Raw genomic sequence first — 12,494 nt, 5'->3', positions numbered from 1 at the left:
ACTGTCGAGGGCTCCCTCACGTTCCAGCCACCACACTGACAGCTCCCCACCCTGTTACACCACAACCACAATCGCCGCTGTCAACCACACTGACCAGCCCCAACAGGATGAAAAGCCCCCATTGGGGGCGCCGCACACCTCGCGGCATGTCGCGAGCGTCTCCCGCAGGCCCTCAGTGCGGCACCCAAAGCGTCACCCGGGTCCCCCGCCCCGGATGCGAATCGATCGTCCCCCGCCCGCCGACCTCCGCCAGCCGCGCCATGATCGACTGGCTGATCCCGAACCCCGGCGGCCGGTCCAGCATGCTGAAACCGGTCCCCTGATCCCGCGCGATGACCGCGATGCCGCCTTCGCGCTCTTCGACGCGAAGCACGACCTGGTTCGTCCCGGCGTGCTTCACGGTGTTTCGGAGCGCTTCGCGGACGGCGTCGCGGATGGCGGTCCGGCGCGCGTGCGAGAGGCGGTAGTCCTCTTCGGTCTCGGCGGCGACGAGTTGGGTGCGGAGGCCGTCTCGCGCCATTTCGGTGGCGACCTCGGCGAGGTCCGCCGCGAGACCGCGGGCCGACGGCGCGTCCGGGCCGGCCAGTTCGCGTCGTAGTTCGGCGGCCTGTGCCCGCGCCGCGGCCCGCATCTCGGCGAGCCGTCGCACGGCGGCGGAATCGTCGTCGGGCGCCTCCATGCCCATCGCTTCCAAGGTTTGCAGCACGGAGTCGTGCATGACCCGCTGAGTCCGCAGGCGTTCGGCCCGCTGTCCGCGACGCATCCCGATCCCCAGCGCGAATCTGGTCCCGACGCCGAGCAGGATCAGGATCCCCGCCGTCGTCACCATCGCCACGACCAGCGCGACCATGCACCCCACCGACCGGCTCACCGCGAGCGGGTGGTCGATCGGGAGCCCGCCGATCCAGGTCAGGAACGCCCGGAACGGGAGAGCCGCGATCAGGAACAGGAAAGCGGCAGGCAGCCCGAACGACAGCGTCCACAGCGCCACCGTCCCGACCAGCCACGTCCACGCGACGTCGATGGCGAACGGCTGGATCTCGGCGGGCGCGGTCGCGGCCACGACCGTCGTGAGCACCATGCCCACCGCGAGATCCGCGTACATCAGCCGCCCGGACGTCTTCGCCCGGATCCCACGCCCCCGCACCACCCACCAGACGGCGAAGACGTTGAGCAACACCGCCAGGATCGTCGTGCTCAGCACCGGGACGATCCCGGCCGACCCGTTCGAGACCAGGAAACCGATGTACACCTTGGGAAACGCGGCCACGCGGTAGAAGATCGGGCCGAGCGCCGAGTAGCGGATCGCGCGCATCAGCAGCGAGTCCGCCGAGTCTTCGCGATAGCGCCAGTCGGGAACGGAATCGGGATCGGGTGCTTCGTCGGCCGGGCTCGCGCTCAGTACCGAAGATCCCTTGCGCAACATAGCCCGAACGAAGGTGACCGACTCGGACATCCTCCGCCCTCCCGTGCGTCCGGTGTCGAGCCTGGCAAAGGGGACCACACCCGTCAAGACGGCCGAATGCGCAGTTCCGCGACGAGAAGCTTCACCAACGCGCCGAGCCGTTGCCGTTCGGGCTGGACGGTCGGCACACCGGCGGCCTCCAGCGGTGCCGCGGTCACCGGCCCGACGCACGCGCACAGCACCGGACCTCGCAGCGCGGCAAGAAGTTCCTCGCGACGCGACCCCGCCAGCGTGAGCAGGTTCGCCGCCGCCGGAGCGGAAGTGAACGCCAGCGCGCCCACCCGCCCGGCGACCACACTTTCGACGAGATCGTGCACAGGTCCGACGTCGGACGGCGAAAGCCAGCGGTACGGCTGCGCCTGGACGACGTCCGCGCCGGAATCCCGCAGCAGCCCGGTGAGTTCGGGCAGCAGGGTGCCATGCAGCTGGACGGCGACGCGTGCCCCGCGCACCCCGGCATCACGCAAACCTTCGAACAGTTCGGCGTTGCTCTCCTCCGGTGCGGAGAATTCCTCACGCAGCCCCTCACCGCGCACCGCGCCGGCCGCTTTCGGCCCGCGTACGAAGATCCGTGACGCCGCCAGCCGGTCCAGCAGCGGTTCGCGCAGCCCCCAGCCTTCGGCCGCCGAAAGCCAGCCGCGGAACCCGGCACCGGTGGTGACCGCGGTGAACCCGACCGGTTCGGCCAGCACCTCGTCCGTGGCCGCCCGTAGTTCGGTGTCGTCGGGCAGCGGGACGATGCGGATGGTGGGCGCGTGCAGCACGGTCGCGCCATGTCGTTCGAGCGCGGCGATGAAGTCGTCGGCCCGCCGCTCCGCGGTGATCCCGATCGTGATGCCGCTGAGGTCAGCCATAACGCGCGCCCATCTTCCTGATCTCCTCCGCCAGCCGCTCGCGCAGATCCGGCGGTTCGAGCACTTCGAGGTTCCCGCCGAACCGCAGCAGTTCGCCGACGGCCGACTCTCCCAGCTCGACGGGCAGTTCCATCGTCAGCCAGCCGTTTTCATCCGGTTCGGCGTCCGCTTCCCGCAACGCCCGTGCTCCGACGGCTCCGAGATAGAACGGTAGGAGTATGCGGGCGAACTCGTTCAGCCGGACCATCGCCACGCGCGAGTACATCCGCTTCTCGAACTGCTCCGACCACTCCTGCCAGTATCGCGCGAGGTCGAAGTCGGACGGCCGTTCGAAGGTCTCGCCGAGATCCTCGAGCTCCTCGATCCGGGACACGCGATAGGTCCGGTCGGTCCCGTCGCACCGCGCCGCGAGATACCAGTTCCCCGCCTTGAGGATCAGGCCCAGCGGGTCGAGGACGCGGTCGACCTTCTTCTGTCCCCAGCGTTCGTACCGGACCTTGATCCGCCGCGCGTGCCACACCGCGTCGGCCAGCTCGGACAATCGCGGCAGGCTCTCGATCCCGCGATGCCAGCCGGGGACGTCCAGGTAGAACCGGTCGGAGACCTTGCTCGCCCCGGCGCGCAGCTCCGCGGGCATGGCCGCGTGCAGTTTGAGCTGCGCGGCGGCGAGGACCGTGCCCAGCCCGAGTTCGGCGGCCGCGCCCGGCAGACCGGCCAGCGAAAGCGATTGCGCCTCCTCCTCGGTCAGCCCGGTCAGCCGCGTGCGATAGCCGTCGACCAGCTGGTAGCCGCCCGTGCGCCCGCGATCGGCGTACACCGGCACGCCCGCCGCGGACAGCGCCTCGACGTCGCGGTAGACCGTCCGGACCGACACCTCCAGCTCGGCAGCCAGCTCCTCGGCCGTCATCCGGCCGCGGTTCTGCAACAGGAGGAGGACCGACAGGAGTCTGCTCGCGCGCATGAATCGAGTATCCCCGAAAAACCTGACATGATCTGACAGGTTTGACTGTCAGGGTGAGTCCCATGAACACCTTCGCCATGAAGAACTGGGACGAAAGCATCGTCAGCGGCACTGAGGGCGGCCCGCGCGTCGCCTACGCCCACGCCACGCTCGCCTACAGCGGGCTGATCGAGGGTGAGTCGGTCGTCGACTACCTGCTGTACTACGCGGGTGAGGGCTACGACGGCGGCGGCACGACCGCCCCGGGACTCGAACGCGTCGAAGGCAGTGTGGACGGCCGCAAGGGAAGTTTCGTGATCAAGCACGACACCGGATTCGACGCCAAGGGCATCTCGTCGGCGTTCACGGTGGTCGAGGGCTCCGGAACGGGTGAACTCGCCGGGATCACCGGGTTCGGTACCACCACGGGTGTGATCGGTGAGCCGACGATGTCGTACACACTCGAATTCGAAATCTAGGGAGGACAAGTGCTCGAGGTCGATCGCGAGCAGGTGCTGGCGTACCGGATCGCGGCGCACGGACTGCACCGCGAGGAGACGGACGCGGCCGAGGTGCCCGTGTTCGACCTCGGCTTGCAGGATTCCGCGCGCGACACCGCCCTGCTGGGCCTCGCCGCCCGTCTCGACGGCGACGTGACGCCCGCGGTCTGGGACGACGAGCGCTTCGTGCTCGCGTGGACGCATCGCGGCGCACCGCATTTCCACCGCCGCGCGGAGCTGGACGGGATCCGGGCGGCGCTCGTCCCGCTCGACGAGAAGGATGCGATGGCCCGGATCCTCTGGCAGCGCAAGCAGGTCGAGGCCGCCGGAATGTCCGCATTGGACGCTCTGTTCACCGCGGCGAAGGCGATCCGCAAGGTCGTCACCGGCACGCAGACCAAGGGAACGGTGAGCGGCGCGGTCACGAAACTGATCCCCGACGGCCTCTCGTACGCCTGCCGCGGCTGCGGTGTCGTGCACATCTACGAGCAGCTGATGCGGGTCGCGACGATCCACGCCGGTGTCCGCCTCGAAGCGGGCGCGACACCGGCGACGTTGGCACCACTGGAAGAACGAGGCACGCTGAAGACCTCGCCGGACGTCGAGGCCGCCACCCGTGTGGTCGAGGGCTACCTGCGGATCAACGGTCCGGCCGCCCCGGGTGACGCCGCCGCGTACGTCGGGACGACCCGCACCGGCGTCGACGCGATGTGGCCGGACGACCTGGTCGAGGTCCGCGTCGACGGCAAGAAGGCCTTCCTGCCGAAGGACCGGGTGTCCTTGCTGGAGAACCCGCCGGAGCCAGACATCGTCCGTCTGCTGCCGCCGCTGGACCCGTTCGTCCAGGCGCGGGACCGCGCCGTACTGGTGCCGGACAAGGCCCGGCAGAAGGAAGTTTGGAAGATCCTCGGCAACCCCGGCGCGCTGCTGGCCGACGGCGAGATCGCCGGGGTCTGGCGGGCCAAGGCGAGCGGGAAGAAGCGGCTCGACTTCACCGTAACCCCGTTCGACACCCCGCGTCCGGCCGTGCGGACGGAAGCCGAAGCGGAGGCCGCCCGTGTCGCCGCGGCACGGGAGTTCCCCGATTTCCGCGTCACCTTCTCGTGACCTACCACCCGCACAGCGCTCGCCGCAACCTCCCGAATCACAGCGCTGACTTGTCCCTGTAGTCCACTTGCGCGCTGTAGACAATCTCCACTTGCGCGCAGACTTGTCTACTAAGTCGACTTGCCCCGTCGGGACAAGTGCCCCTATCGGGCAAGTTTTGTTGACTCTCCGTGTGCAACTGTGACACGATCGTCTCGTGTCCACCGCCGAGAGCACGCCGACTAACCTTGCTGAGCAGGCCGTTCACACCCTGCGGGCGCTATTGGGCGATAGCTGGTCGGTGACCCCGTTGACGCCCGCACCAGATAAAGAACACGAGGGCGACAGCGCTTTCGACGGCCGCGTGACGATCGCTCCACCAGACAACAGTCCCTACACAGAACTGCTGATCACAGCACGACAATCAGTCACACCGCGCGAGGTCGAGACGCAGCTCGGCGCCATCCGAAACATCCTGGCGCACACCCACGCCTCGCCGACCATGCTGGTGGTCTCGCCATGGATCAGCGCACGCGCCCAACAGGAGCTGCGGGACCGCCGAATCGGCTACATCGATCTGACCGGCAACGTCTTCCTATCGGTCACATACCCTGCGATTCACCTTCATCTACAAGGCGCATCCCGCTCTCCCCGCGCGAATCGAGGAACGGCCACCGGCACCAAACGGGTCACCTTGGCAGGAGAGAAAGCAGGGAGGATCGTCCGTTTCCTCGCGGACTTCACGCCACCGTACAAAGCCACGGACATCGCGAACGCGACCGAGGTCGACTTGGGCTGGGTCTCGCGCCTGCTGGGCGCGCTCGACGACCAACGCCTGATCGAGCGCGCAAACCGCACGATCACCGACGTCGACTGGGCCGGTCTTCTCCACGCTCGGGCCATGACGACCAGGCTGCTCACCGACAACAACTACGTCGGCATGATCGCGCCTGCCGGGACTCAATCAGTACTGCGCAAACTGGCCACTTTTCCGCACCCTCCCTACGGAAAGCCACAGGTGATCGTGACCGGTCCGTACGCCGCCCGCGCAGTGGCCCCGCTAGCCACCGGCGGCCAACTGATGCTCTACGTCGACAACTCTGCCGGCTCCGTCGATTTCATGGCCGACTACCTTGGTCTGCTGCCTGCCGACCACGGGGCCGAAGTCCTGCTATTGCGCGCACGTGATGCGGTGATCTTCGAACGTCATCGCAAAGTCGACGACATCCCGCACGTGGCGCTGAGCCAGCTAGTGATGGACAGTCTCTCCGGCCCTGGGCGGATGCCGGCCGAGGCCGAGGCAGTACTCGACCGAATGCGGGCCACCGAGGAATTCTGGCGGCAACCCTGGCTCGCGAAGTTGGAATCGGCACCTCGCCGCTGAGTTGTTTCGCCAATCCCGTTCTCATCAGGAAGATGAATCCAACTGTGGCCAAGGTCCCCGACGGGGTCGACATTCAGGAACTGACCATCGTCGCACGGAAAGTGCTCCTCGATGGACTGACCGCGCTCAAGCCGCACCTCAACGCGCTGACCGTCGTCGGAGCCCAGGCGGTCTATCTTCAAACTGCGGAAGTACCACTAGCCGCCGCTGCCTACACATCCGACGGCGACCTCGGCGTTGACCCTCAACAGCTTGCCGACGAGCCCTTGCTGGAACAGGCGCTGCGGAACGCCGGCTTTGAGCGACTTCAGCAACACCAACCAGGACTCTGGGGCCGCACTGAGACCGTGGGCGACACCACCACAAAGGTCGAGTTGGACCTACTCATCGGCCAAACCCTTGCCGATGGCGGCAGCAGGAGTGCCAAGATCCAGCCTCACGACAGAATGGCCGCCCGGCGTGTGCCCGGCCTGGAGCCCGCAGTGGTCGACCGCAGGCCCATGATCATCACCGCACTGGAGTCCAGCGACGATCGCCGGATCCGAGTACACGTCGCGGGAGCCGCAGCACTCCTGGTCGCGAAAGCCCACAAGATCCACGACCGGCTGAACGACAGCGCTGCCCGCCCGGACCGATTGACCAACAAGGATGCCGGCGACGTCTATCGGCTCATAATGGGCACCCGCGCCGGGGAGGTCAGCGACACTTTCCAGGCACTTCTCGCGGACCCCAGAGTGGGCGACGTGACCGCCACAGGCCTTGCCTATTTGCGCGAGCAGTTCGGCGGTGCGGACACTGCCGGAGTCAGGCTTGCCATCGAGGCGCTGGTCGGTTCGGTCCCTGAAAATACCATTCGTGCCGTGGCACCCGCGTATATTCGTGTGCTCCCCATCCCGTAGCAGAACTCGTTCAAGTCACTTTCGGCATACGGACGAAACGCGGGGTCAGGGGTCGACGGCCAGGCGGTAGCCGCGTTTGACGACCGTCTGGACGAGTTTCGGGGCGCCCAGAGAGTTCCGCAGGCGGCCGATGGCGGTCTCGACGGCGTGTTCCTCGCCGCCATCGGGCAACGCGGAGATCAACTCCCGCCGGGAGAACACGCGGCCCGGAGACTCCGCCAGCGCCCGAAGCAGGGCCATCGGCGCTGGCGCGATGTCGCACCACTGCCCGTCCACCAGTGCCGCTTGGCCGCGCAGTTCGATGCTCCTCCCGCCCGCGTCCAGCCGGGGCGAGCGGGCTTCGAGTGCTTCGGACACCGTCCGCGCCAACGCTCCGATCCGCGACCGTGACGGCTGGACCGTCGGGATCCCGAGCGCGGCAAGCGGCCCCGCGGTGATCGGCCCGACGCAGGCCGCCACGACCCGCTTCTCCAGTGCCCGCACGATTCCCGGCAGCCGTCCGGTCCGCTTCGCCCTCGCCAGCAGCGACGCGACGGCGGGAGCGCTGGTGAACGGCAGGGCGTCCACGGAACCGTCCAGGACGGCGTCCAGCAGCCGGTCCAGCGGCCCGGGATCGGCCGGACCGACCCAGCGGTACACCGGCACCTCGATCACCTCGGCGCCCGCGGCGCGGAGACTGTCCACAAAGTACGGAAGCGGCTCGCCGTGTAACTGCACCGCGATCCGCTGACCGTCCACACCGGATTCGAGCAGATGCCGCAGCACCTCGGCGTTGCTCTCCGACACTGGCGAGTAGTCCTCCGAGAGCCCGGCCGAGCGGATCGCGCCCTTGGCCTTCGGGCCCCGCGCCAGCAGCGACGACTCCCCCAGCCGCTCCAGCAGTTCCTCCCCCAGCCCCCAGCCTTCGGCGGCCTCGGTCCAGCCACGGAAACCGATCCCCGTCGTCGCGACGACGATGTCGGCCCGCTCTTCCAGCAGGCGCATGGTGGCCGACCGCAGTTCGGTGTCGTCGGCGAGCGGCACGATCCGGATGGCCGGGCCGTACCGCACGGTGGCACCCTTGCGCACGAACAGCGCGCCGAGCTCGTCAGCCCGCCGCGCCGCCGTGATCCCGATGACGAATCCCGCCAGGGGAGGGACGTCTGTCACGGTGAATCCTCCACCTCCACCACACCTCCGGTGACCCGCACCCGATACGCCTCGACCGACACACCTTCGGCGTCGAGGCAGCCTCCGGTCCGCAAATCGAATCGTTCCTTGTACACCGGCGAAGCCACCACCGGGACACCGCCGGCGTCGCCGACGATCCCCCGCGAAAGCACCGCCGCACCGCTGATCGGGTCCATATTGGACAGTGCGTACCAGCGGTCGCCGGGCAGCCGGAAGATCGCCACCTGCACGCCGTCGTCGAGCAGGGCGGCGACACCGGACCATTCCGGGACAGCGCCCGCAGCGCAGACGGCCGTCCAGGTGCGCTCGATCGAGGTCGTCACTGTTTCACCTCCGGCATGCCCAAAAGCACGGGCACCTTCTGGTCGCGTTCGGTACGGAACGAGATCGTCGGATCCGGAGTGCCCGGCGCGTTGACGAACGAGCTGAACTTCGCCAGCTTCTCCGGATCCTCCAGCACTCCACGCCATTCGTCGGCGTAGTCGCCGACATGCTTGGCCATCGCCGCGTCGAGGTCCTCGCAGATGCCGAGCTTGTCGTCGACGATAACCGCGCGCAGGTGGTCGAGTCCGCCGTCCATCTCCTCGACCCACGGCGCGGTGCGCTGCAATCGGTCGGCCGTGCGGACGTAGAACATCAGGAACCGGTCGATAGTGCGGATCAGCGTCTCGGTGTCCACTTCGGACACCAGAAGGTCCGCGTGCCGCGGCGTCGCGCCGCCGTTCCCGCCGACGTAAAGGTTCCAGCCTTTGTCGGTCGCGATGATGCCGAAGTCCTTGCTGCGAGCCTCCGCGCATTCCCGTGCGCAACCCGACACAGCGGACTTCAGCTTGTGCGGCGAACGAAGCCCTCGATACCGCAGTTCCAGCTCGATCGCGAGGCCGACACTGTCCTGCACGCCGTACCGGCACCATGTCGAACCGACACAGGACTTGACCGTACGCAACGACTTCCCGTACGCGTGCCCCGATTCGAACCCGGCGTCGACGAGCCGCCGCCAGATCAGTGGCAGCTGGTCGACGGTAGCGCCGAACAAATCGACCCGCTGCCCACCGGTGATCTTGGTGTACAGCCCGAAGTCCATCGCCACCTGCGCGATCACCATCAGCTTCTCGGGCGTGATCTCACCGCCCGGGATCCGCGGGACCACCGAGTAGGTGCCGTTGCGCTGGAGGTTCGCCAGGAACTTGTCGTTGGTGTCTTGCAGAGTCGCCTGCTCACCGGCGAGGATATGCCCGTTGCCCAGCGTGGCCAGGATCGACGCGATCGCCGGTTTGCAGATCGCGCACCCGGTTCCGCTTCCGTACCGGTCGATCATCTCGCTGAACGTACTGATCCGCGTGGCCTGAAGGATCTGGAACAACTCCGCGCGCGACTGCGAAAAGTGCTCGCACAGCGCCTTCGACTGCTCGACACCGCAAGCCGTCAGCAGCTTGCCCAGCAGCGGGACGCACGATCCGCACGCCGTCCCGGCCCGCGTGCAGCCCTTGATCTTGGCGACCGAATCGCAACCGTCTTCGGTGATCGCGTGCGTGATCGCGCCCTTGGAGACCGCGTTGCAGGAACAGATCTGCGCGGCATCGGGCAGCGCGTCCACACCGACCGCCGCGCCGCCACCGGCCGGAGCGAGGATCGCGCCCGGTTCGGCGGGCAACGGCCTGCCGACCATCGCGCGCAGCGTGTTGAACTCGCTCGCGTCACCGACGAGAACGCCGCCCAGCAACGTCTTCGAGTCGTCGGACACCACGAGCTTCTTGTAGGTCCCGGCGACAGCGTCGTTGAACGCGACTTCGAGCGCGCCCTCGGTCGCCGCGTGCGCGTCGCCGAAACTGGCGACGTCGACACCCATGAGCTTGAGTTTTGTCGACATGTCGGGCTCGGGGAATGTGCCCTCACCGCCTGTCAGCTGTGCGGCGACGATCTCCGCCATCGCGTACCCGGGCGCGACGATGCCGTACACCTTTCCGGCCACGGCAGCACATTCGCCGATCGCGTACACCGCCGGGTCGGACGTCCGGCACGAGTCGTCGACCAGGATGCCGCCCCGTGCGCCGACTTCCAGCCCGGACGACCGGGCGAGGTCGTCGCGCGGCCGGATCCCGGCGGAGAACACGACCAGATCGACGTCGAGTTCCGTGCCGTTGCCGAGCCGCGCGAGGTAGCGTTCGCCGTCCGGCTCGATGGCGTCGGTCGACGTTCCCGTGTGGACGGTCACGTCGAGCTCGGTGATCAGCCGACGCAGCAGGCCGCCGCCGCCCTCGTCGACCTGCAGCGGCATCAGCCGCGGCGCCATCTCGACCACATGCGGCGAGAGTCCCATGTCCCGCAAGGCCTTCGCGGCTTCCAACCCCAGGAGCCCACCACCGATGACGACCGCCGAACGCCGCCCGCGTCCAGGCCGCTGAGCGGCTTCCCGGATGGCGTCGAGATCCTCGATCGTCCGGTAGACGAAGCAGCCGGGAAGATCGTGCCCTGGCACCGGCGGGACGAACGGCCGCGAACCGGTCGCGAGGACGAGCGCGTCGTACGACTGCTCGTACCCGGACTCGGTGACGACGACCTTGTGCTCCCGGTCCACCGACACCACCGCGTCGCCGAGCCGCAGCTCGACCAGCGGGTCATCCGCGTAATCCGCGCCGGAAAGCGCCAACGAAGCCGGATCCCAAGTGTCCACATAGGACGTCAGAGCGACGCGATCGTAAGCGGGCCTGGCCTCTTCGGCGAGGACCACCACCTGCCACTCGCCCGCCTTGTCCTCCGCGCGCACCGCTTCCACAAGCCGGTGCGCGACCATCCCGTGCCCCGCGACGACGAGTTTCCGCATCAGACCTCCGCTCCGGCGAGCGCCAGGCCTCGGGTGCTCGCCACCTCCGTCTGCTGTTTGCGCAGGTACACCGCCCACGTGACGGTGAAGCACAGCCCGTAGAAGACGAGGAAGGCGACGAACGCCGGCACCCCGCTCTTCGTGTCCGCGAACGACTGCCGGAAGGCCAGGTTGATGAACAGCCCGCCGAGCGCGCCGATCGCCCCCGCCAGCCCGATCAACGCGCCGGAGAGCTTGCGTGCCTTGAGCATTTCGAGGGTCTCGTCGGCACCTTCGCTGATCGCGACCTTCGCTTTGGCGCGGAAGATCGCCGGGATCATCTTGTACGTCGAGCCGTTGCCGATGCCGGTGAGCACGAACAACACGATGAACGCGACGGTGAACAGCGCCAGCGAGTTCGACGTCGACGCCAGGATCAGCACCACGGTCGCCGCGGCCATGCCGACGAACGTCACGAAGGTGACCTTGCCGCCGCCGATCCGGTCGGCCAGCCAGCCGCCCGTCGGACGCGAGAACGAACCGAGCAGCGGGCCGAGGAACGTCACCGCGGCCGCCTGCAACGGGGTCCGGCCGAACTGGTTCTGCAGCACCAGGCCGAAGGCGAAGCTGTACCCGATGAACGAACCGAACGTGCCGACGTAGAGGAACGACATCACCCAGGTGTGCGGATCCTTGACGACCTCGCGCATCGCCTTGGTGTCGCCCTTCATCGAGGCGAGGTTGTCCATGAAGAAGTACGCGCAGGTCGCGGCGAGCACGATCAGCGGGATGTAGATCGCGAGCACCAGCCGGGGCGCGGTCGCGCCGACGGTGCCGATGACCAGCAGGCCGATCAGCTGGATCGCCGCCACACCGAGGTTCCCGCCGCCCGCGTTGAGCCCGAGCGCCCAGCCCTTGTGCTTCTCGGGATAGAACGCGTTGATGTTGGTCATCGACGACGCGAAGTTCCCGCCGCCGACCCCGCCGAGCGCGGCGATCAGCAAGAACGTGCCGAGCGACGTACCCGGTTGCATCGCGATCGCCGCCAGCACCGTGGGCGCCAAAAGCAACAACGCGCTGACGATCGTCCAGTTCCGCCCGCCGAACCTCGCGACCGCGAAGGTGTAGAGCGGCCGCATGAGCGCGCCGATCAGCGTCGGCGTGGAGACCAGGAGGAACTTGTCGGCGGCTGAGAAACCATACTGCGGCCCCATGAACAGGACCATGACCGACCACAGTGTCCAGACGGAGAAGCCGATGTGCTCGGCCAGGATGGAGAACCAGAGGTTCCGCCGGGCGACCTTCTTCCCGGTCTCCTCCCAGAACCGCTCGTTCTCCGGATCCCAGTGCTCGATCCAGCGCTTTCCACGAGCTTCCATGAGGTCCTCCTTGG

At 67.9% G+C, this 12,494-nt stretch carries 11 protein-coding genes; 4 read left to right on the top strand and 7 right to left on the bottom strand.

Features of this window, described 5'->3' with window-relative positions; translation table 11 throughout:
* Positions 1 to 172: 172 nt before the first annotated feature.
* The 3 genes from ACLARN_RS19310 to ACLARN_RS19300 form a co-directional block, all read right to left on the bottom strand.
* Positions 173 to 1,426 (bottom strand): sensor histidine kinase, encoded by a 1,254-nt coding sequence (locus ACLARN_RS19310; protein WP_409492809.1) that lies wholly within the window; start codon positions 1,424 to 1,426, stop codon positions 173 to 175.
* Between the two features lie 83 nt (positions 1,427 to 1,509).
* Complete coding sequence (locus ACLARN_RS19305) at positions 1,510 to 2,319, bottom strand: uroporphyrinogen-III synthase (protein ID WP_409492808.1); 810 nt, start codon at positions 2,317 to 2,319, stop codon at positions 1,510 to 1,512.
* Positions 2,312 to 3,280 carry a helix-turn-helix transcriptional regulator gene (locus ACLARN_RS19300; RefSeq protein WP_409492807.1) on the bottom strand — a complete coding sequence of 323 codons (969 nt, stop codon included), beginning with the start codon at positions 3,278 to 3,280 and terminating at the stop codon, positions 2,312 to 2,314. The genes ACLARN_RS19305 and ACLARN_RS19300 overlap by 8 nt, the downstream gene beginning before the upstream one ends.
* A gap of 62 nt (positions 3,281 to 3,342) precedes the next feature.
* On the opposite strand from ACLARN_RS19300, the gene ACLARN_RS19295 reads away from it, so the two are divergent.
* From ACLARN_RS19295 to ACLARN_RS19280, 4 genes are all read left to right on the top strand, one after another.
* Positions 3,343 to 3,738, top strand: coding sequence for a DUF3224 domain-containing protein (locus ACLARN_RS19295; RefSeq protein ID WP_409492806.1), 396 nt, complete (start codon positions 3,343 to 3,345; stop codon positions 3,736 to 3,738).
* Between the two features lie 9 nt (positions 3,739 to 3,747).
* Positions 3,748 to 4,866: a DNA glycosylase AlkZ-like family protein gene (locus ACLARN_RS19290; RefSeq protein ID WP_409492805.1), complete on the top strand. Its 1,119-nt coding sequence runs from the start codon at positions 3,748 to 3,750 to the stop codon at positions 4,864 to 4,866.
* A gap of 196 nt (positions 4,867 to 5,062) precedes the next feature.
* The gene (locus ACLARN_RS19285; RefSeq protein ID WP_409492804.1) at positions 5,063 to 6,229 is read left to right on the top strand and encodes a hypothetical protein; all 1,167 of its coding nucleotides are present in this window, start codon (positions 5,063 to 5,065) and stop codon (positions 6,227 to 6,229) included.
* Between the two features lie 32 nt (positions 6,230 to 6,261).
* Positions 6,262 to 7,128, top strand: coding sequence for a hypothetical protein (locus ACLARN_RS19280; RefSeq protein WP_409492803.1), 867 nt, complete (start codon positions 6,262 to 6,264; stop codon positions 7,126 to 7,128).
* A 45-nt stretch (positions 7,129 to 7,173) separates the two neighbouring features.
* Here the strand turns inward: ACLARN_RS19280 and ACLARN_RS19275 are convergent, their stop codons facing one another.
* From ACLARN_RS19275 to ACLARN_RS19260, 4 genes are read right to left on the bottom strand one after another with little or no spacing between them, the layout of a single operon-like run.
* Entirely contained in the window at positions 7,174 to 8,277 is a 1,104-nt protein-coding gene (locus tag ACLARN_RS19275; RefSeq protein ID WP_409492802.1) for a uroporphyrinogen-III synthase, read from the bottom strand.
* Complete coding sequence (gene nirD, locus ACLARN_RS19270; protein WP_409492801.1) at positions 8,274 to 8,621, bottom strand: nitrite reductase small subunit NirD; 348 nt, start codon at positions 8,619 to 8,621, stop codon at positions 8,274 to 8,276. The genes ACLARN_RS19275 and nirD overlap by 4 nt, the downstream gene beginning before the upstream one ends.
* Positions 8,618 to 11,122: a nitrite reductase large subunit NirB gene (nirB, locus tag ACLARN_RS19265; protein WP_409492800.1), complete on the bottom strand. Its 2,505-nt coding sequence runs from the start codon at positions 11,120 to 11,122 to the stop codon at positions 8,618 to 8,620. Before nirB ends, nirD begins: the two co-directional genes overlap by 4 nt.
* Positions 11,122 to 12,480, bottom strand: a complete 1,359-nt coding sequence (locus ACLARN_RS19260; RefSeq protein WP_409492799.1) for a nitrate/nitrite transporter — start codon at positions 12,478 to 12,480, stop codon at positions 11,122 to 11,124. Before ACLARN_RS19260 ends, nirB begins: the two co-directional genes overlap by 1 nt.
* Between the last annotated feature and the right edge of the window lie 14 nt (positions 12,481 to 12,494).

The sequence above is a fragment of the Amycolatopsis sp. cmx-11-12 genome, assembly GCF_046269425.1.
Lineage (GTDB): Bacteria > Actinomycetota > Actinomycetes > Mycobacteriales > Pseudonocardiaceae > Amycolatopsis.
The sequence above is the reverse complement of the archived record's forward strand: the minus strand, read 5'-3'. Positions and strand labels throughout refer to the sequence as shown.

What these genes read in the sequence shown, in the direction of transcription:
- ACLARN_RS19310 (WP_409492809.1), bottom strand. Translation starts at nt 1,426, where the DNA reads ATGTTGCGCAAGGGATCTTCGGTACTGAGCGCGAGCCCGGCCGACGAA.
- ACLARN_RS19305 (WP_409492808.1), bottom strand. Translation starts at nt 2,319, where the DNA reads ATGGCTGACCTCAGCGGCATCACGATCGGGATCACCGCGGAGCGGCGG.
- ACLARN_RS19300 (WP_409492807.1), bottom strand. Translation starts at nt 3,280, where the DNA reads ATGCGCGCGAGCAGACTCCTGTCGGTCCTCCTCCTGTTGCAGAACCGC.
- ACLARN_RS19295 (WP_409492806.1), top strand. Translation starts at nt 3,343, where the DNA reads ATGAACACCTTCGCCATGAAGAACTGGGACGAAAGCATCGTCAGCGGC.
- ACLARN_RS19280 (WP_409492803.1), top strand. Translation starts at nt 6,262, where the DNA reads ATGAATCCAACTGTGGCCAAGGTCCCCGACGGGGTCGACATTCAGGAA.
- nirB (WP_409492800.1), bottom strand. Translation starts at nt 11,122, where the DNA reads ATGCGGAAACTCGTCGTCGCGGGGCACGGGATGGTCGCGCACCGGCTT.
- ACLARN_RS19260 (WP_409492799.1), bottom strand. Translation starts at nt 12,480, where the DNA reads ATGGAAGCTCGTGGAAAGCGCTGGATCGAGCACTGGGATCCGGAGAAC.